Source organism: Flavobacterium sp. P1_E4 (genome assembly GCF_056405915.1).
In genome coordinates, this window is sequence record NZ_JBFUBE010000001.1 from 30,471 (window position 1) to 53,851 (window position 23,381).

The window sequence follows — 23,381 nt, forward strand, 5'->3', positions numbered from 1 at the left end:
CATTCGCATCTAAGTTTAAAACAGAACAAATTGCAGGAAGAAAAGGAATTCATTACTAGTTTATTGAACCCACAAACGCAAAATCAAGCGTTTCAAGAACTCCTGCACGAATATCAAAAACCACTGTACAATCATATTCGAAACATCGTTTTGAATCATGATGATACAGATGATGTTTTGCAAAATACTTTCATAAAAGTATTTCAAAATTTGAAAAATTTTAAAGGCGAAAGCAAACTGTTTTCATGGATGTATCGCATTGCTACCAATGAAGCACTAACTTTTTTAAATCAAAAAGCAAGAAAAAGTGGCATTTCATCGGTCGAATTACAAAATAAGGCAATCGATAATTTGAAAGCCGATGTGTATTTTGAAGGTAATGAAATTCAAATCAAATTACAAAAAGCAATTGCAGAATTGCCAGAAAAGCAACAATTGGTTTTTAAAATGAAATATTTTGAAGAATTAAAATATGAGGAAATATCAGAAATACTAGGAACATCAGTAGGTGCTTTAAAAGCTTCTTATCATCATGCTGTAAAAAAAATAGAAGCATTTGTAACCTCCAATTAAACCTTTAAGTTACGACGTAGTCAAATACACAATTATGAAAACATTTAAATTAGATAAAGAACCAAAGATAGATTCAGGATTTAAAGCGCCTGACAACTATTTTGAAAATTTCTCAGCAAACTTGCTTCAAAAATTATCAGAAGAAACAATTGTAGAGGAAACCAAGGTCATATCTATCTTCAGAAAAAGAAAAAGTATCCTTATGGTCGCTGCCGCAGTTTTGGTGCTTACCTTAATGATCCCAATAGCTTATCAAGCAAATACAAAAAGTAAAGAAATAGATACTGCAACATTAGAAAATTATTTAGCCGAAGAGACTAATCTAAATCAAGACGAATTAATTGGCGAAATTGAACCTGAAAACAGCACTTTTATCTCACAAACAAAAGAATTAGAATCGGAAACAATTGAAGACATTTTAGTTACCAATCCCAATATTGAAAATCTAGTTATTGAAAATCAAACTCAAAATTCTACTAAATAGTAATACTAAAAAAATAAATCAAATGGACTTTAAAAAACTCTATCCTATACTATTTTTATTCTTATCCTTTAATTTTTACGCTCAAGGCGAAAAATTTAAAGAAAAAAGAGAACAAATCAAAACAATGAAAGTGGCTTTTTTGACTACTGAATTAAACCTCACCTCTAGTGAAGCTGAAAAATTCTGGCCTCTTTACAACACCTATGATGATAAGCAATTTGAATTGAGACATCAAAAAATGAAAGGCTATTTTAAAAGAATGCAGGACGATGAACTTGATAAATTATCCGAAAAAGATGCTGCAGTACTTTTAAATCAAATTGAAGATAACGAAGAAGACATGTTCAATCTAAGAAAAAAATTCATCACAAGTCTAAAAGAAATTCTTCCTTCGGTAAAAATAATAAAATTGAAAAAATCAGAAGAAGATTTCAACAGAAAGCTACTTCAACAATACAAGGACAAAGGTTTAAAAAAATAGTTTTCTATTAATTCAAAACAATTCCCGTTTTATAAAAGTCCTTTATAAAACGGGAATTGTTTATTTAAAACGAATTCGAATCATTTTATTACGACCAGCTGCAATAGCTGTGCTTTCATCAATAAATCGAATAGTATACAAACTTGAATCCTTACTAAATTGCACCCAATTCACACCTCCATCATATGAATAATATAATCCCGAAGCTCCAACAACAACTATTCCTTTACCGCTACTGTTAGGCACATATTGAACACAGGAGGCATATCCAAAAGCTTCATTGTTTGCTATAAGTTTCCAGGTTTTTCCACCATCATCAGTTACCGCTTTATTCTCAGAATTCTGATTCAACAACTCATAATTTCCACCCGCTACAAAACCATTTTTAGCATCATAAAAATCTCCCGTAAAAATCCCAGTCATTTGCTTTCCTTGAATGATAGGGGTCTCATAAACATTCCAAGAATTTCCTTTATCCGAAGAATAAAAAACTCTTGATTTCTTTCCTCCAGAAACAATCCAAGTGTCATTTCCTTTTACAATTATATTGGTATTGCTTGCCGCAAAATGAGCTTCACCTTCAAAGACTTTTGGAAGTTTTCTATCCGGTAATTTAGTCCAAGTATTCCCCCCATCATTTGTTCTTATTATGGAAAGACAATCTGTTATAGGATCTCCAATCGCGATTCCTTCTTTATCATTCCAAAACTGCATACTATCATAAAAAACCTTTTCATTCTTTTCTTGATAAACTAATTTTGCCTTTTTCCCATCTTTGGTAATTTGGTACAACAATCCAGGATTGGCCACACTCAATACATATATATAACGTGAAGTTTTGGCAATACTTCTAAACTCTATTTTTAAAGTATCTTCGACTATCGTATTTTCAATTTTTTTATTGGACTTTAAATCATAATAACCAAATCGATTTTTGTCACCCGCATACCAAATTTTATCATGATCCAAAACAATTGCTCTGATGCTAATTTTATCTTCAAAAAGTGTATCAATTTGAACAGAATTAAAATTAGTTGATTTTAATTTATTTTTTTCTTGAGCATTCACAAAACATAAAGCACTAAAAAACAGTATATTTAGAATAATTATTCTCATCATAATCCAATTATTTTTTTCAAATATATAATTTTATCCAAGATCTATCACTCATAATACTAATTTCTGGCACAATTGTTGTACATATCATAACACAAACAATTAACCTATTAAGACATGAAAACGAAATTACAATTTGCCGCAATTATCGCCTCCTTTTTTGCTTTTCAAACGAATGCACAAAATAGAACCACAATAAACGCAACGAACTCTGAAATTAGTGATAATTTAGATTTGACCGCTGTGTCTTCTATCTTTGGCGAATCAGAAAACTTGAACGATTTTGAAAGAAGATTAAATGACCCGAAACTACAAATCTCAAATTTAGATTTAAACAATGACAATCGCGTTGACTATTTAAGAGTAATCGAATCTGTTGAGAACAGAACACACGTAGTAGTTATTCAATCGGTTATTGGACGTGATTTATACCAAGATGTAGCTACTATAGAAATCGAAAAAGATAGAAGTAATAAAATTTCAATTCAAATCGTTGGAAACGCATACATTTATGGACAAAATTACATTTACGAACCTGAATATTGCTATACACCACAAATTTACGCATCGTTTTGGGCAAGTTATTACCGACCATATTATTCAACTTGGACCTGGAACTATTATCCAACCTACTATTATGCATGGAATCCCTATCCAATTTATAGATATAGACAAAATGTTTATGGCTGTGTAAACTATCACAACACTTACAACTACGTAAGCTACAGAAGATGCTACAGAGCTCCGGTAATTTACAACACTTACAGTTGCAATAGTTATGAAAGACAATATCCGCAATATGCATTTTCAAGAAGAAATAACACAATTTCAAACCGATATGAATTAGACCAAAGAAGATACAGTAACAACAATGGATATAAAAATGAAGTAGCTAATACCCGAAACAATTCCGGGTATTCCAGAAGCAATACTAATTACAACAGTAACACTCAAAGAGAATATACTCAAAACAGAACTAACACTTCAAGAGAAATTTACACACCGAGAGTAGAATCACAAAGAGATTACACACAAAACAGAAACAACACTCAAAGAACAGAGCCTCAAAGAGAATATGCTCAAAATAGAACTAGCACTCCGAGAGAAATTAGCACTCAAAGAGCAGAATCTCCAAGAGATTATTCTCAAAACAGAACTAGCACTCCAAGAGAAAACAACACTCAAAGAGCCGAATCTCAAAGAGATTATTCTCAAAACAGAACTAGTACTCCAAGAGAAAGCAACACTCAAAGAGCAGAACCTCAAAGGAATTACTCACAAAACAGAAGCAGTTCTCCAAGAGAAAACAACACCCAAAGAACTGAATCCCAAAGAGGTAATGATTATGCAGCAAGAGGCAATAACAGAAGAATCTAAAAAAATAAATAAACTACAAAAGAGGCTTAATAGTAACATATTAGGCCTCTTTTATTATTTTAAAAAATAAGTCCTTATTATTATGTTAAAAATAGTAAATTTGTCGAGTTTTTATAAAAATAGTACATGAGCGCAACGCACAAAGACCTGCATAGTAAATTAACTCTGGGCGGGTTATTAATTTCTTTAGGAATAATTTATGGAGACATTGGAACATCTCCATTATACGTAATGAAAGCCATACTTGGCGAATATATTATAAATGCAGATGTAGTTTTAGGAGGCGTATCCTGTGTATTTTGGACACTTACACTGCAAACTACAATAAAATATGTCCTTATTACTTTAAGTGCTGATAATCATGGTGAAGGTGGGATTTTTGCCTTATATGCTTTGGTAAAAAAAACAAAAATCAAATGGCTGATTGTCCCTGCGATCATCGGCGGAAGCGCCTTGCTAGCGGACGGAATCATCACGCCTCCCATCTCAGTATCGTCTGCTGTTGAAGGAATGAGAAGTTATTTTCCTCAAATTAATACCGTTCCAATAGTAATTGGCATTTTAGTAATGTTATTTACTATTCAACAATTTGGAACTAAATTAGTTGGAAAGTTTTTTGCTCCTATGATGTTGATATGGTTTGGTATGTTAGCCGTTTTAGGTATAAACCAAATTTCTTTACATCCTGAGGTTTTTAAAGCAATTAATCCTTATTACGCTTATCATTTATTAAGTATTCATCCAGAAGGCTTTTTTGTATTAGGATTTGTATTCCTATGTACCACAGGAGCTGAGGCATTATACTCAGACATGGGACATTGTGGAAGAAAAAATATTAGAATAAGCTGGATTTTTGTAAAATTAGCTTTAGTTTTAAACTACTTTGGACAGGCAGCGTATTTAATTCATCACGAAGGAGCTACATTACAAGCACTTGGTGGTGATTTTGCTAATCCATTCTATTTGATAATGCCATTATGGTTCAAACCTTTTGGAATTGTTATTGCTACTGTAGCCACTGTAATTGCGTCTCAAGCCCTTATTTCTGGTTCTTTTACATTAATTAATGAGGCAATGCGATTAAGTTTTTGGCCAAAAGTTAAAATCAAATACCCAACTGAACTTAAAGGTCAATTATACATCCCTTCCATAAACTGGTTATTACTTATTGGCTGTATTGGTATTGTATTGCATTTTGAAGAATCTAGCAATATGGAACACGCTTATGGCCTAGCCATTATTCTATGTATGATAATGACAACCATATTATTGAATTTCTATTTGATAATGAAACGGGTAAAATGGTACTTTTTTGTTCCATTAATTACTATTTACATGTGTATTGAGTTAAGTTTTCTAGCCGCTAATATTACAAAATTCGCAGAAGGTGGTTACGTTACACTTTTCATTGCCCTAGTACTTATCGGTGTAATGACAATTTGGTACAGAGCCAAACAAATTAACAAAAGCTACACTAAAGTTGTAAAAATTGACGATTACAAGAAAGTACTTAGTGAATTAAGTGCCGATTTATCTATTCCAAAATATGCAACCCATTTGGTTTATATGACCAATGCCAATCGCAGTGATGAAATAGAAGAAAAAGTAATGTTTTCAATCTTACAAAAGAGGCCAAAAAGAGCAGATATTTATTGGTTCGTTCACGTAAACATTTTATCTGAACCTTATAAAACCGAATATAAAGTAAGAGAAATTCTTAAAGATGATTTATACCGAGTAGATTTCAATCTAGGATTTAGAGAGCCTACCAAAATAAACCTAATGTTCAGAGAAGTTATCAAAGACATGGTGAAAAATGGTGAAGTTGATATTACCAGTAGATATGAATCACTAAATAAAAACAATATTATTGGAGACTTCAAATTCGTATTGTCTGAGAAATTCCTGTCAAATGACAGCGATTTATTATGGCATGAAAAACTAATCATGAATTCTTATTTCTTCATTAAAAAACTAAGCTTATCTGAAGAAAGTGCTTTTGGACTCGACAGTAGTTCTGTGAAAATTGAAAAATTCCCAATGGTTCTTCACGCTCCAGAAAACATCGGACTAACGAGAGTTTTTGTCAAAAACTAAAAAGATATATTCAAAAAACACTGTTTCAATAACAGTGTTTTTTTTTGGTTAAAATATAAAACTTAGTTTTAACCAATAAATAGTACCTTTGCATTTCAATTATTTAAAATGAGATTACACAGAAATTTAGTTTATACTACCATTGATGCACTTAATGCTATTTTCAACGAAGGAGAATATGCAGACAAAGTAGTAGCAAGATCCCTAAAAAAAGACAAACGTTGGGGAAGTTCCGATAGAAAATTTGTAGCAGAAACCATCTACGAAGTCGTACGTTGGAAAAGATTATACGCAGAAATTGCAGAAGTAAAAGAACCTTACGACAGAGATAATCTTTGGAGAATGTTCTCAGTATGGGCAGTTTTAAGAGGATATCCAATTCCAGATTGGAGACAATTGGAAGGAACTCCAGAACGAAAAATAAAAGGTCGCTTTGACGAACTTTCAAAAGTAAGAGCCCTAAAAGAATCTATTCCGGATTGGATGGATGAATTAGGTGTAAAAGAACTAGGCGAAAAAGTTTGGGCAACAGAAATTGCAGCCCAAAATCAACCCGCAAAAGTTATTTTGAGAGTAAACACACTTAAAACTACCAAAGAAAATTTAAGAGCTATTTTGATGGATTTAAACATCGAAACAGAATTCTTAAAAAACCAACCAGACGCATTAGTTCTAAAAGAAAGAGCAAATGTTTTCTTGACAGATGCATTCAAGCAAGGTTTTTTTGAGGTTCAGGATGCCAATTCACAATTAGTAGCTCATTTTCTGGATGTAAAACCTGGAATGAGAGTTGTAGACACTTGTGCTGGTGCAGGAGGAAAAACACTGCATATTGCTTCTTTGATGGAAAACAAGGGGCAATTGATTGCAATGGATTTATACGAAAGCAAACTAAAGCAATTAAAGCTTAGAGCCAAAAGAGATGGCGCTTTCAACATCGAATACCGTATCATTGATTCTACCAAAGTTATCAAAAAACTTCATGAAAGAGCAGATCGAGTATTAATTGACGCTCCTTGTAGCGGATTAGGTGTTCTTAAAAGAAATCCAGATTCAAAATGGAAGCTACAACCGGAATTCATCGATAACATTCGAAAAGTACAATCGGAAGTATTGGAAAGCTATTCAAAAATTGTAAAACCAGGCGGTAAATTAGTTTATGCAACCTGTTCAATTTTACCTTCTGAAAATCAAGAGCAAGTAGCTCGTTTCTTAGCAACTGATATTGGCAAACAATTCAATTTTATAAAAGATCAAAAAATATTGGCATCAGAATCTGGTTTTGATGGTTTTTATATGGCCTTAATGGAGAGAAAAGAAAGCACAGAACCGACTGAAAAAAGAATAAAAGAAAAGAAAGAATAGAATATATAGATTTTAAACTTTATAATTTTTTACCCATAAAAAAAATCCTCGATAGTTTCGAGGATTTTTTTTATACATCTTTTTCTATTTCCTATTTATTAATCATTCATAGAGATTAGAAATTCATCGTTAGTTTTGGTTTCTTTGAAACGGTCATTTATTAAAGTCATCGCTTCAACAGGATTCATATCCGAAAGCATTTTTCGCATAATCCACATTCTTTGCAATGTTTTTGGATCCAATAATAAATCATCACGTCTTGTACTTGATGATGTTAAATCAATAGCTGGGAAGATACGTTTGTTAGCAATTTTTCTATCCAATTGTAATTCCATGTTACCAGTTCCTTTGAATTCCTCAAAGATAACTTCATCCATTTTGGAGCCTGTTTCAGTCAAAGCAGTCGCAATAATACTCAAAGAACCACCATTTTCAACATTACGGGCGGCACCAAAGAAACGTTTTGGTTTTTGTAAAGCATTTGCATCAACACCTCCACTTAAAACCTTTCCAGAAGCTGGTTGTACTGTATTATAAGCTCTTGCCAAACGAGTAATAGAATCCAATAAAATAACTACATCATGACCACATTCTACCAATCTTTTGGATTTTTCCAAAACAATATTAGCAATCTTAACATGTTCTTGTGGTTCTCTATCAAATGTAGAAGCAATTACTTCACCACGAACACTACGTTGCATATCAGTAACCTCCTCTGGACGCTCGTCAATCAACAATACTATTAAATAAATTTCAGGGTGATTAGCTGCAATTGCATTGGCTATTTCTTTCAGCAACATTGTTTTACCCGTTTTAGGCTGGGCTACAATCATACCACGTTGCCCTTTTCCAATTGGTGAAAACAAATCGATAATTCGTGTAGAAATAGTACTTTGCTTTTCGGCCAATCTGAATTTTTCAGAAGGAAAAACTGGAGTTAAATGTTCAAAAGAAACTCTATCACGAACCACTTGTGGGTCATGTCCATTAATTTTTAAAACTCGTACAAGAGGAAAAAACTTCTCTCCTTCTTTTGGTGGACGAACCACTCCTTTTACAGTGTCTCCGGTTTTTAAACCAAACAAACGCACCTGAGAAGTCGATAAATAAATATCATCTGGTGAAGCTAGATAATTATAATCCGAAGAACGCAAAAAACCGTAACCATCAGGCATCATTTCTAGAACGCCTTCACTTTCTATAATTCCGTCAAATTCAAAATCAGCATCTTTGAAATTGCTTTTTTTGTTTTTAAAATTTGGGTTTTGATTTTGATTCTGATTAGGATTTTGATTCGCATTCTGATTAGAATTTCCATTTTGGTTGGAATTTCCATTCTGATTTGGATTAACCTTATTATTTGGGTTTTGTACTTTCTTATTTAATTGATTCGGATTTATTTTTTTTTCTGGAACAGAACTTTCTGCTTTCTCTTCCATTACTTCCGAATTTGAATCTGATGGAGTTTCTTCAGAAACTGCAACTTCTTTCAAAGCTTCTTTTTCTCTTTGCAAGGCCATCTTCTTCTCGTAAGCTGATTTACTGAACTTAACAACTTTAACTTCATTATTAGAAGCAACTTCTTCCTCTTTTGGAGTACTGTCATTAGGTAAAATAACTTTTTCTTTTTTTTCTGGAGCAGCAACTATTTCATCAGCTACCTTCTCTTCTTCTTTAGTTTCCGACAGAACTGGAGCTTCACTTTTTTGAATCGCCACCTTTTTAACCGGTGCAATACGAGCTCGCTTTGGCTTCTCTTCTTCTGTTGCTTTCTCTTTAGTAGGTACAACAACAGTAGCAGCTTGATGATCTAAAATAAGACTAATTAAATTATCTTTTTTTACACCGTTGAATTTTATGGTTTTAGCCGTTTTAGCTATTTCTTGAAGCTCAGCAAGCTTCATTTCTTTTAATACAGAAATATCAAACATGAATGTTCTATTTGTTTAATTAATTTGGAAATAATGCAAAAGATTTTTTAGGTAGTATCTTATTTAAATGAACCGCAGTATGAAGTGCTTACGGTAATGTTATGCAATAATACAAATAAAATTTATCATACAATAGTATTTATTAAAAAGAAAATATATTTTTGTACAACAATAAATAGACATGATACAAAGAATTCAAACCGTATATTTAATACTTACCTTTTTGGTGGTAGGCATTTTACCATTTATTTTTCCACTATGGACATTGAGCGATGGTAAAGACTACCTTTTTATGCAAAACCAATTTTATGTAATATTGTTTGGACTAAGTACTGCAATAACTATTTATAGCATTATATCATTTAAAAAAAGACAAACTCAATTTGTTGCCAACAGATTGAATATCGTATTAAATTTGATTTTATTGGGATTGTTTGTTTATCATTCACTAAATTTATCTGGAGAAGCACTCGTTGTTTCTGAGAAAGGTATTGGGATGTTTCTACCTATCTTGGCTATTGTTTTTTTAGTTTTAGCTAACAAAGCCATCAAGAAGGATGAAGATCTTGTAAAATCTGTGGATAGATTGAGATAAACCTATAAAATTTAATTTATTAATGTGCGAAGAAATCCCGAATGTAACAGTTCGGGTTTTTTTATTAAAAAGAGTAATTTAATTTTATTTAATAAATAAAAAAAATAGTACAGATTAAGAATCTTTTTTTTTATAAATTTGAATACTGTAATAGATAATATGACAAAGAATATTCGAATTCATCTTGCCGATGACCACCAGATAATTTTACATGGTATACAGACTTTACTACAAACAATACCACATTTTAAAGTTGTTGGGTCATCTCTCAATGGAACAACTATATACGATGATGTAACCAAGAATCAAGCCGAGGTTCTTGTTTTAGACATTAGTATGCCCGAAAAAGACGGAATTGAAGTTGTTAAAGAATTCGCCCAAAAAGGCTTTCCTTGTAAAGTAATAATTCTTTCTAGCTATGATGATTTAAAATTAATCAAAGAAATCATGGACTTGGGAGTAAGTGGCTATTTGACTAAACAATGTGCCGGGGACAATATTATTGAGGCAGTCCAAGCTGTTGCCAACGGCGAAGAATATTTTTGTGAATCCATCCGAGAAAAAATATTCTCTAATGCCACCAAAAACAATCCAAAGTTAAACACTTACAAACCCAATGTAAATCCGTTGTTGACTGAACGTGAAATAGAAATCATTATTTTGATTGCTTTGGAATATAGTGGTAAAGAAATAAGTGAGCAGCTTTTCATCAGTATTAATACAGTTGAAACGCACCGAAAAAACATTATGAAAAAATTAAAAGCAAAAAACACAATTGGCATTGTTAAGTATGCCATGAATAATCATCTGATTATAACATAAGTTTTAAAAGACTTATAACATTTTTATTTATAGCTTCTACAATAAATATATGTATCAAATTAGGTTTCGAATACTAATCGTTTTTTTATTTCTAATCTATTTTAGTCAAACCTCACTCGCCCAAAACAAAACACTATCACAAAAAGAAACTGTCAACCTAATAAAAGACGCAAGAACAAACAGGATTAATGGTGATTATGAAAAATCATTATTAAAATCAAGGGTTGCACTAGAACAGGCCATTAAAAACAAAGACAACGCTTTAATTGCCAATTCTTACTTAATTATCGCTTCCAACTTTGATGAACTAACAGAACCCTTAAAAGCGTTACACTATTACAATCTAGGGCTTTATTACGTCAATAAAACAAACGACAACACTTTAAAAAACCAGTTTTACAACAACTTAGGCAACATCTATTGTTTTGACAAAAAGCAATACGACAAAGGAATTTATTATTATCAAAAATCTCTAAAGCTTAGCCAAGCAGTTTTAGACAGGAAACAAATATTCCTCACAAAACTCAATATTACCTGGGCCTATTTTGACATTGAAAAGTTTGCAGAAGGATTCTCTTATTTACAATATATCAATAAATACCAATCTATTGACGGAAACGATTCCACTATTGTAGCTTTAAACATGTTGAATGGAATGTATTACAGTTTTATCAACGACAACGATAAAGCAATTTTTTATTTTGAAAAAGCCATTGAATTTGGCTCCATTGGAAATGAGAAATCTGATCAATCCTTCTCTCATTTAGAATATTCAAAATTTTTAAATAAAATCAATCAGCCAAAAAAAGCCTATGACAACCTCATGTTGTATTACAAAATCACCAATGAACTCAACATCGAAGAAAAATTAATCAAAGCCAATGTAATAGGTATTAATCTCGAAATTGACCATTACAAGAGAGAAATAGATAAGATTGAAACAACCTACAAAATAAAGCAGACCAAACTTATTGAAGAACAATCCAMAAATAAAAAAATTGCMATYATTGTYCTTTTYCTKTTRWTATGCGTGATTATTTTCTTTTATTTYTTCGTTCARAACATTCGTTTGAAACAAAAAAACAGACTAAAAGATATTCGAAGTARAATCCARGAAAAYATCATCAATGCCTCTATTGACGGRCARGAATTGGAACGAAAAAAAATTGCCTCTTTTYTGCACGACAACATTAGTTCCCTGCTTTCCTCAGCTGGCTTACATCTTAATGTTTTTACTTCAATCAATAAAGCTCAACCTGAAGAAATCAATAAAACAAAAGAAATTCTCGAAGAAGCACACAATCAAATCCGAAACTTATCCCATGAACTAATGCCTTCCCTATTGGTCCGATTTGGGTTACTCTACGCATTGGAAGATTTATGTGAAAAAACATCCAATTCAAGAATTAAAATCACATTTAATTCAAGCGTTGCGATTAAAAAGAGATACAATGAAGAGTTTGAGATGAAACTCTATTTTATCATTGCTGAGTTACTGAACAATACCATAAAACATAGTGGAGCAACTACCGCAGACGTTACGATCAAAGAAATTGAAAACAAACTTTTCATAGTAGTCTCAGATGATGGAAATGGGTTTATGAACAGCAAATTGGAAGTTACCGAAGGATTTGGAATCAATCAAATTCGGGCACGAATAAACAACATGAAAGGAGAATTTATTATTAATTCTACTCTAAACAAAGGGACAATAGTTAGCTTAAAAATTCCAATAGTCTATTAAAACACTATGCTTTTTTATCAATTTCTATAATCTCTAAATCTTTAATTTCCTCTCCATCTATCACAAAACGAAGCATCGTTCTCACCTGATGAAAACCACTTTTACCGGCCGCACCCGGGTTCATGTGCAATAGATTATTCTTTTTGTCAAAAATCACTTTTAGAATATGTGAATGTCCACAAATAAACAGCTTTGGTGGATTTAACGCCATTTCGGTTTTTAAAGCCGGATTGTATTTCCCAGGATAACCTCCTATGTGCGTTATCCAAACATCTACACCTTCGCAAAAAAAACGATTATGCAAAGGAAATTCCAAACGTGCCTGGGCATCATCAATATTACCGTAAACACAACGCAAAGGTTTTAACTTTTTTATGGTATCAGTAACCACTAAATCCCCAATATCACCCGCATGCCAAACCTCATCGGCTTGTGCAACATATTTTAAGATCGTATCATCAATGTGACTGTGCGTATCCGAAAGGAGGAGGATTTTTTTCATATTTTTGGGAGCTATTTCCCGCTATCCGTTGCAATCTTTTCTATTTTTAAAGGAAAAATAGAAAAGGATTTTCACTACTATCGGGGCTAGGGCATTTCGACAAAAATAGACATTCTAGTTTTAAATAAAAAACAACCAAACAAGATACATTCTTTGTAAATTTGCACCAAAAAAGTTTTCTGCAACAGCGGCCCGATTTTCAAAAAAAGCAACATCGGTCACCGATAATAAATACTGAAAACTAAAAACTGAAAACTGAACACTTACTTTGAGGTATTTTATAAAACTAGCTTACAACGGAACTCACTATCACGGTTGGCAATACCAACCTAATGCTGCCTCTGTTCAAGAAACAATGAACAAAGCTTTTTCAACTATTCTCAACTCCGAAATCAATCTTATGGGAGCCGGAAGAACGGATACTGGAGTTCATGCCAAAGAAATGTTTGCACATTTTGATTTTGAAAACCCAATTGATACCAAAAACCTGATTCACAAGCTAAATTCATTTTTACCAAAAGACATTGTTATATATGACGTTTTTCCCGTTGATGATGAAGCTCACACTCGTTTTGACGCCACAAAAAGAACTTACGAATATCATATAAATACTTTTAAAGACGCATTTCTTCAAGAGCAAAGTTGGTACTTTCATCAAAAACTGGATTTGGATTTAATGAATAAAGCTGCAAAATCATTGTTAAATCACACTGATTTCCAATCTTTTTCCAAGGTCAACACAGATGTAAATACCTTTGATTGTAGTATATTTGAAGCCTATTGGAAAGAAGACGATGGGAAATTAATTTTCACCATTTCGGCCAATCGTTTTTTACGAAATATGGTTCGCTCTATTGTGGGAACTTTAATTAATATTGGACTACACAAAATCACTTTGGATGATTTTGAATCGATTATAGAAAGTAAAAACAGAGACAAGGCTGGATTTTCGGTTCCGGCTCATGGGTTATATTTAACCAAAATAGAATACGATTATTTATAGCTTTAGGCAATAAGCCTTATGCTTAAAGCTTAAAGCACAGAACAAATAAATGAAAGCAAAAGCATTTGATACCCGATTATTCAAGAGAATATTAAAATATACAAAACCCTATCAATGGCGCTTTAATGGTGTGATTATTTTCGCCATTTCACTATCTGTTTTTGCAGCCCTTCGCCCCTATTTACTCAAACAAACTGTCGATAGCTACATTCAACCCAAAGACCAAACCGGTTTATTGATTTATATCACCTTAATGGGTGGTGTGCTTTTACTTGAGGTTTTCTCCCAATTTTTCTTTGTATATTGGGCCAACTGGCTCGGACAGGATATTGTGAAAGATATTAGAGTAAAACTGTTCAAACACATTTTGAGTTTTAGAATGAAATATTTCGACTTGGTTCCAGTGGGTCAACTCGTAACTCGCTCTGTGTCGGATATTGAAGCGATTGCCCGTATTTTTAGTCAAGGATTATTTATGATTATAAGTGACTTGATGAAAATGCTCGTGGTTCTTATTTTTATGTTTTACATGAATTGGAAACTGACGTGGATTGTGATTGTCGCGATGCCGATCTTGGTTTTTATTACCCGTATTTTCCAAAGAAAAATGCAGGTTGCCTTTGAGGAAGTTCGGACTCAGATTGCCAATATGAACTCTTTTGTCCAAGAAAGAGTTACGGGGATGAAAATTGTTCAGCTTTTTCATCGCGAGGACATTGAAGCCGAAAAATTCAGGGTAATCAACGACAAACACAATAGAGCTTGGATAAAAACCATTTTATACAATTCGATTTTCTTCCCTATTGCTGATATTATTTCGTCATTAACGCTTGGTTTCATCGTTTTATATGGAGGATTTCATATTTTAGAAGGGGATACTTCGACCACTTTTGGAGATTTATTTTCATACACCATGTTCATCGGGATGTTGTTTAATCCTTTACGTCAAATTGCGGATAAGTTCAACGAGATGCAACTTGGAATGATTGCCGCCAACCGTGTTTTTGACATATTGGACACGCAAGATCAAATACAAGACACAGGAAMTATCGAAGCACCTTTATTTGATGGAGATATTCGCTTTGAGGATGTTCGCTTTGGCTATATTCCAAACGAAGAAGTGATAAAAGGAATCAATCTTGAAGTAAAAGCGAGTCAGACTATTGCCATTGTGGGATCTACAGGAGCAGGAAAATCGACTATTATTAATTTATTAAATCGCTTCTACGAAATCAATAGTGGTTCAATATTTGTTGACAATCACAATATTGAGAATTATACTTTGAGTTCCTTGCGCAAGCAAATTGCTGTGGTTTTGCAAGATGTATTTCTTTTTGCCGATACCATTTACAATAATATTACACTAAACAATCCTGAAATTACTCGTGATCAGGTTTTGGCAGCAGCCAAAAAAATTGGTGTCCATGATTTCATTATGAGCTTACCAGACAATTATGATTTTGATGTAAAAGAACGCGGTGTAATGCTATCATCAGGACAACGCCAACTTATTGCTTTTTTACGAGCGTACGTAAGCAATCCGAGTATTCTTATTCTGGACGAAGCGACTTCTTCTATCGACACTTATTCCGAGGAATTAATCCAACGCGCTACCGAAACTATTACCAAAGGCCGAACATCTATCGTAATTGCACATCGATTGGCAACCATAGTCAATGCCGATAAAATTGTGGTCATGGACAAAGGTCTAATTGTAGAACAAGGAACCCATCAAGAATTAATAAATCAAGAAAAAGGATATTATAAAAACTTGTATGATTCGCAGTTTAGCACTACCAGTTCGAATACTTTTTTATAACAAAATGTCAAAAAACTTTGTTCCTACTAAATTTTCCCATAATCAAATAAATCCTTAAATTCGCAATCTCAATTTATTACATTAATCATAAATAAAGAAATGAGTTTTCACGAATTCATTTCACTATTAAAAAACAAATAAACAAGCACAAAATGAAATACGATATTATAGTTTTAGGAAGTGGCCCTGGAGGATATGTTACAGCAATTAGAGCCTCTCAATTAGGATTTAAAGTAGCTGTGGTTGAAAAAGAAAACCTTGGTGGTATATGTTTAAACTGGGGATGTATTCCAACTAAAGCGTTACTAAAATCGGCTCAAGTTTTTGATTATTTGAAACATGCTTCAGATTACGGACTAACTGTAAAAGAATTTGACAAAGACTTCCCTGCTGTTGTACAACGTAGTCGTAGTGTTGCTGAAGGAATGAGCAAAGGAGTTCAATTCTTGATGAAAAAAAATAAAATTGATGTAATTGACGGTTTTGGAAAGCTAAAAGCTGGTAAAAAATTAGACGTTACCGATAAAGACGGAAAAGTTACTGAATACAGTGCAGATCACATTATCATTGCTACTGGAGCTCGTTCACGTGAATTGCCAAACTTACCTCAAGATGGTGTAAAAGTAATTGGATACCGTCAAGCAATGACATTGCCAACACAGCCAAAATCTATGATTGTTGTAGGTTCTGGAGCAATTGGGGTTGAATTTGCACATTTCTACAACTCAATGGGAACTGATGTAACCATCGTAGAATTTATGCCAAACGTAGTTCCTGTGGAAGATGAAGATATCTCAAAACAATTTGAGCGCTCTTTGAAAAAAGCTGGAATCAAAATTATGACCAACTCTTCAGTTGAGCGTATTGATACTACTGGAAATGGAGTAAAAGCATTTGTAAAAACTTCAAAAGGTGAAGAAGTACTTGAAGCTGATATTTTATTATCTGCAGTTGGAATCAAAACTAACATTGAAAACATCGGATTGGAAGAAGTTGGAATCGCTGTTGACAGAGATAAAATCTTGGTAAACGCTTACAACCAAACTAATATCCCAGGTTATTACGCAATTGGTGACGTAACTCCAGGACAAGCATTAGCTCACGTAGCTTCTGCTGAAGGAATCAACTGTGTAGAGAAAATTGCAGGAATGCACGTTGATCCTATCGATTACGGAAACGTTCCTGGTTGTACATACGCAACTCCAGAAATCGCATCTGTAGGTTTGACCGAAAAACAAGCTAAAGAAAAAGGATACGAATTAAAAATTGGTAAATTCCCATTCTCTGCTTCAGGAAAAGCGAAAGCTGCCGGAACTCCAGATGGTTTTGTAAAAGTAATTTTTGATGCTAAATATGGCGAATGGTTAGGATGCCACATGATTGGTGCTGGCGTTACAGATATGATTGCTGAGGCAGTTGTAGCACGTAAACTAGAAACTACAGGACATGAAATCCTAAAATCTATTCACCCTCACCCTACAATGAGTGAAGCGGTTATGGAAGCTGTTGCTGATGCATACGGAGAAGTAATTCACTTGTAATAAATAAGATTTTATAAATTTAAAACCCCGATTTGAAATATTTCAAATCGGTTTTTTTTGTGCTCTAATATTTTCCCCTTTATCGAATAAAAATCGTTTTTTTGACACATTAAAAAACAAAGAGCTAACTTAGCTAAACCAAAGAAGGTAAACTTACTATCTATTTCAAAGTTCTTATATGTTTAAATTATTAAACTAATAAAACCATAAAAAACTATGATACGGATTTTAATAATTCTCGCCTTTATTATAGTATCCAAAACTAACCTTTATCCTCAACCATTTGTTGACCCCATACAGTTACGGTATATGGATGCGTTCAGGAATAACAATTCTGAAATTCCATCTTTCACTCATCTATGGGTTGGCAGTGATCTCCCTATTAAACTCAAGAATAACACTTATCTTCTCATTAGCCCATTTTATGAGCAATGGCAGTTTGAATCGCCGAACAATCTAGAAGTATATCCAACTGTACGAAGTATATGTTTACCAATCGGTTTAATAACTCCAATACAGGAATCAAAATGGTCACTTTCGATTATACCGCTAATTCGTTCCAATGGTGAAGAATTATTTTCAAATAATACATTTCAATATGGTGGAGTATTCTTTACAACTTTTGAAAAAAAACAAAATCAAAAATTCCGTTTCGGTATATATGCCAATAAAGAATTTTTTGGTTGGTTCATAATACCAGTACTTGGTGCTGACTGGCGAGTAGACGAGAAGAATTATATTTTTGGATTACTACCGGGGCGCCTCACATATGAACACAAATGGAGTGAAAAATTATTTGGCGGAGCTACATTTCGCGCTCCTATGAACAGTTACCTTCTTTCAAACGGTAATTACATCCGATTAGACGATAACCAAATATCCCTTTACTTGGATTACTATCCAGCTAAAAAGCTATGTATTACACTTGAACCTGGTTATGGTGTATTCAGAAAAATACGAACAGGTATAGATACTCACGGCTACACTTCTGAAATTGACTGGGGAGATGGGCCTTTTATTAAACTTAGTGCTGCTTATCGCATTCGGATGTAATAATCTGTTGCGACATTAGTAACACAAACCTAATGTTAATCTAATTACGATACTTGTAGATTAATTATATCATTATCTAAACATTAATCCCATTCCATTTTGCTAATCCCTATAGGTTAAGTATATTTACTATTCAATAAAATATACTATGATACACAACAACATACTAGAAACCATTGGTAATACGCCACACGTAAAAATCAATAAATTATTTGGTCCAGATACAAATGTTTGGGTAAAACTGGAAAAAACAAATCCAGGTGCCAGCATCAAAGACAGAATCGCTTTGTCAATGATAGAAGATGCGGAGCAAAAAGGATTACTGCAAAAAGGAAGTACCATAATTGAAGCCACATCTGGAAACACTGGTATTGGATTAGCCATGGTAGCCGCCGTAAAAGGTTATAAATTAATCTTGGTAATGCCCGACTCCATGTCTATAGAAAGACGCCGATTAATGAGTATTTATGGAGCCGAATTTGTGCTTACTCCCCGAGAATTTGGTATGAAAGGTGCTCTTGCGAAAGCTGAAGAAATAGCAAAGGAAATTCCAAATTCGTGGATACCACTTCAGTTTGACAACCCGGCAAATATCGAAATACATAAAACCACTACCGCACAGGAAATCATAAAAGCTTTTCCTGATGGATTGGACTATCTGATCACAGGAGTTGGAACAGGCGGTCACATTACAGGCTGTGCCGAAGTGCTAAAACAACATTTTCCAAACCTAAAAGTCTTCGCTGTAGAACCAGAAGCGTCTCCAGTTATAAGTGGAGGAACGCATTCACCCCATCCTATTCAAGGAATTGGAGCCGGTTTTATACCAACCAATCTACATACTGAAATTCTGGATGGAGCAATTCTGGTAAGCAAAGATGAAGCTTTTGAATATGCACAAAGAGCAGCGAAAGAAGAAGGAATTCTTCTTGGAATTTCTTCGGGAGCAGCTTTGGCAGCTGTAGCCAAAAAATTAAAAGAAATTCCTTCTGGCGCAAAAGTACTGACCTTTTGCTACGACACTGGAGAACGTTATTTAAGCATCGAAGGTTTATTTGAATAAAAAATAAACCCCTCAATATCGAACCGATTTGCGAAAGCAAGTCGGTTTTTTTTTGATTATAGCATTCTACATCCAACAAAAAATCAACTCGCTTAATTTCAATACATTAATTGAAAAACATTCTAAAAAAGAAGACTATTTTTAAAACCCAACTCTATATTTTTTGTAATTTAGTATGCCTCAAAAAAAAAAGAGGAAATTGCTTCTCAAAAAAACAATCAAATGAATTGCTCGGCAAAAAAATGCTTTTTTAAATAGAACAAACTATTTAAAAAGGCTGGTGACAAACACGAACTGCTGGAACACATCCTAACCTTACTAGACTGTCCTTGTCAATTCTACTAGCAAAATATTCAAAATAAATACCATCCGACTACTCAAAAAACATAAAAGAGTAGGTCAATTAAATTCAAAAAAGTTTTACTTAAATTTAAATKAGATGAAAACAATTAAAATATTTTTAATGAATGCCCTCTTTATCGGACTATTCTTAATTCAAAGCACCAGTTTGTATGCGCAAGACCCAATAAAAGTAGCGCCAAATGTGTATAAAAAAGTGTTACTTGAAAATGACAAAGTAAGAGTTATGGAAGTTGTATTCGCACCCGGTACATCAACCGCCTGGCACAGCCACCCGAACCATTCAGTCTATGCTTTGACTAGTGGCAAAATTCAGATCACTGACAAAGGCAAACCAGCGACGACTATAGATGTCAAAATGGGAACTGCAATGTATCTCCCAGCAGTAACGCATATGGCGAAAAATATTGGAAACACCACTTTAAAATTAATAGTGACGGAAATAAAGCCTGCAAAAAAAATGTAATAACTTTTTTTAAACAAAGCAATTCATTTTTTCCTTTTTGGATAACAATTTAAATATTCTAAAATCTGATTCCTTTTAAACGAGTCAGGTTTTTTTTTATGGTGTGTCCTTGTTGCAAAAGATTTTCTACAAAATAGAAAAATTTGTCAGGCAACAAGGTCAGGCTATCCAATGTATTCCCGATTAACAAAAACTACGGCAAAAAAGCCTTGTTTTTCTAAATCGGGAGATGCCGTTCCTATCCTTCACACAAAAGCATACGTATTCAAAATTAATTTTAATGCATTTAAAACTCAACATCAAAGAAGCGTCAAGAGTGTTAAATTTAAAAAAAATACACGTGCATTTATTTTTATCTTATCTTTGTATAGTAAAAAAACAGAAAGATGAACACTAAATTAACTTTGACAATTGAAGATTCAATAATTGAAAAAGCCAAAAAGTATGCTCAAAAAAAAGAAAACAGTTTATCAAATATTATTGAAAACTACTTAAAAGTATTGGTTTTAGAACAGCCTGAAAACAAAAAAGAACTTTCTCCAATAGTAAAATCACTAAAAAGTTCTTTTCATAGCGACAGTGATTTTGATTACAAAAAAGAATTAGCAAAAAAATTATCGGAAAAATATTTATAACCAAATGAAAAATATTTTAATCGATACAGACGTAATTCTAGATTTCTTTCTTGACAGAGAACCTTTTTCAGAAAATGCAGCACAAGTCCTTTCCTTATGCGAAAAAAAAGAAATTACAGGATTTGTAACTCCTGTAATAGTAAGCAACGCTTATTATTTATTAAGCCAAAAAGGAAAACAAGAAAAAGTTATTGAAAAATTAAAAATTTTACTCACCATAATCGAAATACTCATTATAGACAAAAACTCAATAATTGTTGCTCTAAACTGCAATTTTAAAGATTTTGAAGATGCACTACAAAATTATTCTGCCGAATTAAACGGAAAAATTGACATCATCATCACTCGGAATGTAAAAGATTACAAAAAAAGCAAGTTACCCATTATGAGTCCCGAAGATTTTTTAAAATCAATTGATTCATTTAATTAATTTCTGCCTCTTAGCAAATTTATATCATAAATTATAGGCAAAATCATTTTTTATTTCTTCCATCACAAAAGAACTCTGCACATTTGAGATCCCTTTTATAACCGATAATTTATCGATGACAAACTTTTGATATTCATTCATATCATTGACAGCCACTTTCAATAAAAAATCATAATTCCCAGAAACGTGGAAACAACCGGTAACTTCAGGCAACACAAGAATATGCTGCTTAAAATCATCTATCAATTCCCTCGAGTGCACCGCCAACGTCACTTGACAATACACACTGATTGATTTCCCAATTTTGGTAGCATCCAGCAAAGCCACATAATTTTTGATATATCCCTTTTGCTCCAATTTTTTAATTCTCTCAAAAGTTGGAGAAACAGATAAACCTACTTTTTCGGCGATTTCCTTTGTGTTTTGTTTTGCATCCCTCTGCAAAAGCATTAATATTTTTTTGTCTATAGAATCCATCTCAGAATAATTATATGGTTTTGAAAAAAGCAAGCAGTAAATACAATGCTTAAAAACTGAATTATGATTCAAAATTAGAATTATATTTTGAATATAATCTAGTATAAAGAATATTAAATCATTAAAAGTACATTTACAGTAAAATAAAACAGTATGCTACCTATTTCAAAATCATTATCCGAACAAGACAATCAACGCTTATTTGAGTTGGAACAATACATAGAAAATGCCAGAGATAATTTCTTGGGCTATCCTGTATCCAAAGATTTTGATTATTCAGAAATCAATCATTTTTTCAAATATCCTATCAATAATTTGGGTGACCCTTTTGAGGACTGCACCTACAAAGTACAAACCCACGAACTCGAAAGAGAAGTAGTTGGCTTTTTTGCCAAACTATTCCGCGCCAATCCAAAAGATTATTGGGGCTACGTAACCAATGGAGGCTCAGAAAGTAATTTATACGGATTGTATCTTGCTCGCGAATTATATCCAAAAGCGATGGTCTATTATTCAGAATCTACCCATTACAGTGTACGTAAAAACATTCACTTACTCAATATTCCAAGCATTGTAATTCGTTCACAGGAGAATGGCGAAATTGATTATGTTGACTTTGAAAATACCTTAAAAATGAATCGTCATAAGCCAGCAATTGTGCTTACTACTTTTGGAACAACTATGAAAGAAGCCAAAGACGACGTTTCAAAAATCAGGGATATTCTAAAAGGATTGGCCATACAAGACAGTTACATCCATTGTGACGCGGCCTTATCCGGAAGTTATGGAGCTTTTATGGAGCCTAGATTTCCTTTTGATTTTAAAGATGGTGCTGACAGTATTTCAATCAGTGGTCACAAATTTATAGGCTCCCCTATTCCAACTGGAGTTATTATCACGAAGCGTTCCAACAGAGATCGAATCTCCAAAGGAATATCCTATATCGGTTCTTTAGACACTACTATTACAGGGTCTAGAAACGGTCATTGCCCATTGTTTTTATGGTATGCCATAAAAAAACTCGGAGTGGAAGGTTTAAAAAATCGTTATTTACACAGCTTGGAAGTAGCCGAATACTGTGAACAAAGACTAAAAAACATAGGAATTGCTGCTTGGAGAAATCCAAATTCCATTACCGTGGTTTTCCCAAAAACAGCTGAAGAAGTTAAATCAAAATGGCAATTGGCCACTGAGGGCGATATCTCACATATTATTTGTATGCCCAATGTAACCAAAGAACAAATTGACCTTTTCATCAACGACGTAGAAAATTGCATCGAAAACCCAGAAGAAATGGCAGAATTTAGTTTCTAAAAAAATACAAAACCCATTAGAATGCCTAACGTGCATAAGATTATGTCAACTTAGCTTAAACCTACGTTCACTTAGCATAAACCTACCCTAACTTAGCATAAACCTAAGCTGACATAGCTTAAACCTACGTTGA

General features: G+C 33.1%; 22 protein-coding genes. 18 read left to right on the forward strand and 4 right to left on the reverse strand.

Going from position 1 to position 23,381, the window contains the following annotated elements; genetic code table 11:
- Nucleotides 1-30 precede the first annotated feature (30 nt).
- Genes AC1DY0_RS00165 through AC1DY0_RS00175 form a run of 3 tightly spaced genes read left to right on the forward strand, consistent with a single transcriptional unit; the run spans nucleotide 31 to nucleotide 1,538 of the window.
- Complete coding sequence (locus tag AC1DY0_RS00165; protein WP_477186670.1) at nucleotides 31-573, forward strand: RNA polymerase sigma factor; 543 nt, start codon at nucleotides 31-33, stop codon at nucleotides 571-573.
- A 34-nt stretch (nucleotides 574-607) separates the two neighbouring features.
- Entirely contained in the window at nucleotides 608-1,057 is a 450-nt protein-coding gene (locus AC1DY0_RS00170) for a hypothetical protein (protein WP_477186671.1), read from the forward strand.
- A 22-nt stretch (nucleotides 1,058-1,079) separates the two neighbouring features.
- A complete protein-coding gene (locus AC1DY0_RS00175; protein ID WP_477186672.1) occupies nucleotides 1,080-1,538 on the forward strand; it encodes a sensor of ECF-type sigma factor in 459 nt (152 codons plus the stop codon).
- Nucleotides 1,539-1,598: 60 nt separating this feature from the next.
- On the opposite strand, the gene AC1DY0_RS00180 is transcribed toward AC1DY0_RS00175, so the two are convergent.
- Nucleotides 1,599-2,657 carry a WD40/YVTN/BNR-like repeat-containing protein gene (locus AC1DY0_RS00180; RefSeq protein WP_477186673.1) on the reverse strand — a complete coding sequence of 353 codons (1,059 nt, stop codon included), beginning with the start codon at nucleotides 2,655-2,657 and terminating at the stop codon, nucleotides 1,599-1,601.
- Nucleotides 2,658-2,771: 114 nt separating this feature from the next.
- On the opposite strand from AC1DY0_RS00180, the gene AC1DY0_RS00185 reads away from it, so the two are divergent.
- The 3 genes from AC1DY0_RS00185 (at nucleotide 2,772) to AC1DY0_RS00195 (ending at nucleotide 7,493) form a co-directional block, all read left to right on the forward strand.
- The gene (locus AC1DY0_RS00185; protein WP_477186674.1) at nucleotides 2,772-4,031 is read left to right on the forward strand and encodes a hypothetical protein; all 1,260 of its coding nucleotides are present in this window, start codon (nucleotides 2,772-2,774) and stop codon (nucleotides 4,029-4,031) included.
- Between the two features lie 126 nt (nucleotides 4,032-4,157).
- Nucleotides 4,158-6,128 (forward strand): KUP/HAK/KT family potassium transporter, encoded by a 1,971-nt coding sequence (locus AC1DY0_RS00190; RefSeq protein WP_477186675.1) that lies wholly within the window; start codon nucleotides 4,158-4,160, stop codon nucleotides 6,126-6,128.
- A 108-nt stretch (nucleotides 6,129-6,236) separates the two neighbouring features.
- Complete coding sequence (locus AC1DY0_RS00195) at nucleotides 6,237-7,493, forward strand: RsmB/NOP family class I SAM-dependent RNA methyltransferase (protein WP_477186676.1); 1,257 nt, start codon at nucleotides 6,237-6,239, stop codon at nucleotides 7,491-7,493.
- A 98-nt stretch (nucleotides 7,494-7,591) separates the two neighbouring features.
- On the opposite strand, the gene rho is transcribed toward AC1DY0_RS00195, so the two are convergent.
- Entirely contained in the window at nucleotides 7,592-9,424 is a 1,833-nt protein-coding gene (rho, locus tag AC1DY0_RS00200) for a transcription termination factor Rho (RefSeq protein ID WP_477186677.1), read from the reverse strand.
- 181 nt (nucleotides 9,425-9,605) lie between these two features.
- On the opposite strand from rho, the gene AC1DY0_RS00205 reads away from it, so the two are divergent.
- The 3 genes from AC1DY0_RS00205 (at nucleotide 9,606) to AC1DY0_RS00215 (ending at nucleotide 12,585) form a co-directional block, all read left to right on the forward strand.
- On the forward strand, nucleotides 9,606-10,019 hold the full coding sequence (locus tag AC1DY0_RS00205) for a DUF4293 domain-containing protein (protein ID WP_477186678.1): 414 nt from the start codon (nucleotides 9,606-9,608) through the stop codon (nucleotides 10,017-10,019).
- Nucleotides 10,020-10,178: 159 nt separating this feature from the next.
- Nucleotides 10,179-10,841, forward strand: coding sequence for a response regulator transcription factor (locus AC1DY0_RS00210; protein WP_326401494.1), 663 nt, complete (start codon nucleotides 10,179-10,181; stop codon nucleotides 10,839-10,841).
- A 49-nt stretch (nucleotides 10,842-10,890) separates the two neighbouring features.
- A complete protein-coding gene (locus AC1DY0_RS00215) occupies nucleotides 10,891-12,585 on the forward strand; it encodes a tetratricopeptide repeat-containing sensor histidine kinase (protein WP_477186679.1) in 1,695 nt (564 codons plus the stop codon).
- A 4-nt stretch (nucleotides 12,586-12,589) separates the two neighbouring features.
- Here AC1DY0_RS00215 and AC1DY0_RS00220 read toward each other — a convergent pair whose 3' ends face one another.
- Nucleotides 12,590-13,087, reverse strand: coding sequence for a metallophosphoesterase family protein (locus AC1DY0_RS00220; RefSeq protein ID WP_477186680.1), 498 nt, complete (start codon nucleotides 13,085-13,087; stop codon nucleotides 12,590-12,592).
- A 268-nt stretch (nucleotides 13,088-13,355) separates the two neighbouring features.
- Between AC1DY0_RS00220 and truA the strand changes: the two genes are divergently transcribed.
- The 8 genes from truA to AC1DY0_RS00260 all read left to right on the forward strand — a co-directional run bounded on the left by truA (nucleotide 13,356) and on the right by AC1DY0_RS00260 (nucleotide 21,457).
- Complete coding sequence (gene truA / locus AC1DY0_RS00225; RefSeq protein ID WP_477186681.1) at nucleotides 13,356-14,090, forward strand: tRNA pseudouridine(38-40) synthase TruA; 735 nt, start codon at nucleotides 13,356-13,358, stop codon at nucleotides 14,088-14,090.
- A 49-nt stretch (nucleotides 14,091-14,139) separates the two neighbouring features.
- Nucleotides 14,140-15,909 (forward strand): ABC transporter ATP-binding protein, encoded by a 1,770-nt coding sequence (locus tag AC1DY0_RS00230; RefSeq protein ID WP_477186682.1) that lies wholly within the window; start codon nucleotides 14,140-14,142, stop codon nucleotides 15,907-15,909.
- 152 nt (nucleotides 15,910-16,061) lie between these two features.
- Nucleotides 16,062-17,450, forward strand: a complete 1,389-nt coding sequence (gene lpdA / locus AC1DY0_RS00235; RefSeq protein WP_477186683.1) for a dihydrolipoyl dehydrogenase — start codon at nucleotides 16,062-16,064, stop codon at nucleotides 17,448-17,450.
- Between the two features lie 309 nt (nucleotides 17,451-17,759).
- Nucleotides 17,760-18,503, forward strand: coding sequence for a hypothetical protein (locus AC1DY0_RS00240; protein WP_477186684.1), 744 nt, complete (start codon nucleotides 17,760-17,762; stop codon nucleotides 18,501-18,503).
- Nucleotides 18,504-18,651: 148 nt separating this feature from the next.
- On the forward strand, nucleotides 18,652-19,566 hold the full coding sequence (gene cysK, locus AC1DY0_RS00245; protein WP_477186685.1) for a cysteine synthase A: 915 nt from the start codon (nucleotides 18,652-18,654) through the stop codon (nucleotides 19,564-19,566).
- A 439-nt stretch (nucleotides 19,567-20,005) separates the two neighbouring features.
- Nucleotides 20,006-20,392 carry a cupin domain-containing protein gene (locus AC1DY0_RS00250; protein ID WP_477186686.1) on the forward strand — a complete coding sequence of 129 codons (387 nt, stop codon included), beginning with the start codon at nucleotides 20,006-20,008 and terminating at the stop codon, nucleotides 20,390-20,392.
- 386 nt (nucleotides 20,393-20,778) lie between these two features.
- A complete protein-coding gene (locus AC1DY0_RS00255; RefSeq protein WP_477186687.1) occupies nucleotides 20,779-21,027 on the forward strand; it encodes a DUF6364 family protein in 249 nt (82 codons plus the stop codon).
- Between the two features lie 4 nt (nucleotides 21,028-21,031).
- On the forward strand, nucleotides 21,032-21,457 hold the full coding sequence (locus AC1DY0_RS00260) for a PIN domain-containing protein (protein WP_477186688.1): 426 nt from the start codon (nucleotides 21,032-21,034) through the stop codon (nucleotides 21,455-21,457).
- A 24-nt stretch (nucleotides 21,458-21,481) separates the two neighbouring features.
- On the opposite strand, the gene AC1DY0_RS00265 is transcribed toward AC1DY0_RS00260, so the two are convergent.
- Complete coding sequence (locus AC1DY0_RS00265) at nucleotides 21,482-21,934, reverse strand: Lrp/AsnC family transcriptional regulator (RefSeq protein WP_477186689.1); 453 nt, start codon at nucleotides 21,932-21,934, stop codon at nucleotides 21,482-21,484.
- Between the two features lie 153 nt (nucleotides 21,935-22,087).
- Here AC1DY0_RS00265 and AC1DY0_RS00270 point away from each other — a divergent pair, with 153 nt between their 5' ends.
- Nucleotides 22,088-23,248: a histidine decarboxylase gene (locus AC1DY0_RS00270; protein ID WP_477186690.1), complete on the forward strand. Its 1,161-nt coding sequence runs from the start codon at nucleotides 22,088-22,090 to the stop codon at nucleotides 23,246-23,248.
- Nucleotides 23,249-23,381 lie beyond the last annotated feature (133 nt).

Excerpts from the sequence above, each read along its gene's own strand:
- lpdA (WP_477186683.1), top strand. The coding sequence starts at position 16,062 with ATGAAATACGATATTATAGTTTTAGGAAGTGGCCCTGGAGGATATGTT.
- AC1DY0_RS00220 (WP_477186680.1), bottom strand. The coding sequence starts at position 13,087 with ATGAAAAAAATCCTCCTCCTTTCGGATACGCACAGTCACATTGATGAT.
- AC1DY0_RS00195 (WP_477186676.1), top strand. The coding sequence starts at position 6,237 with ATGAGATTACACAGAAATTTAGTTTATACTACCATTGATGCACTTAAT.
- AC1DY0_RS00270 (WP_477186690.1), top strand. The coding sequence starts at position 22,088 with ATGCTACCTATTTCAAAATCATTATCCGAACAAGACAATCAACGCTTA.
- AC1DY0_RS00185 (WP_477186674.1), top strand. The coding sequence starts at position 2,772 with ATGAAAACGAAATTACAATTTGCCGCAATTATCGCCTCCTTTTTTGCT.
- AC1DY0_RS00210 (WP_326401494.1), top strand. The coding sequence starts at position 10,179 with ATGACAAAGAATATTCGAATTCATCTTGCCGATGACCACCAGATAATT.
- AC1DY0_RS00175 (WP_477186672.1), top strand. The coding sequence starts at position 1,080 with ATGGACTTTAAAAAACTCTATCCTATACTATTTTTATTCTTATCCTTT.
- AC1DY0_RS00240 (WP_477186684.1), top strand. The coding sequence starts at position 17,760 with ATGGATGCGTTCAGGAATAACAATTCTGAAATTCCATCTTTCACTCAT.
- AC1DY0_RS00180 (WP_477186673.1), bottom strand. The coding sequence starts at position 2,657 with ATGATGAGAATAATTATTCTAAATATACTGTTTTTTAGTGCTTTATGT.
- AC1DY0_RS00170 (WP_477186671.1), top strand. The coding sequence starts at position 608 with ATGAAAACATTTAAATTAGATAAAGAACCAAAGATAGATTCAGGATTT.
- AC1DY0_RS00260 (WP_477186688.1), top strand. The coding sequence starts at position 21,032 with ATGAAAAATATTTTAATCGATACAGACGTAATTCTAGATTTCTTTCTT.
- cysK (WP_477186685.1), top strand. The coding sequence starts at position 18,652 with ATGATACACAACAACATACTAGAAACCATTGGTAATACGCCACACGTA.
- rho (WP_477186677.1), bottom strand. The coding sequence starts at position 9,424 with ATGTTTGATATTTCTGTATTAAAAGAAATGAAGCTTGCTGAGCTTCAA.
- AC1DY0_RS00255 (WP_477186687.1), top strand. The coding sequence starts at position 20,779 with ATGAACACTAAATTAACTTTGACAATTGAAGATTCAATAATTGAAAAA.
- AC1DY0_RS00250 (WP_477186686.1), top strand. The coding sequence starts at position 20,006 with ATGAAAACAATTAAAATATTTTTAATGAATGCCCTCTTTATCGGACTA.
- AC1DY0_RS00265 (WP_477186689.1), bottom strand. The coding sequence starts at position 21,934 with ATGGATTCTATAGACAAAAAAATATTAATGCTTTTGCAGAGGGATGCA.
- AC1DY0_RS00205 (WP_477186678.1), top strand. The coding sequence starts at position 9,606 with ATGATACAAAGAATTCAAACCGTATATTTAATACTTACCTTTTTGGTG.
- AC1DY0_RS00190 (WP_477186675.1), top strand. The coding sequence starts at position 4,158 with ATGAGCGCAACGCACAAAGACCTGCATAGTAAATTAACTCTGGGCGGG.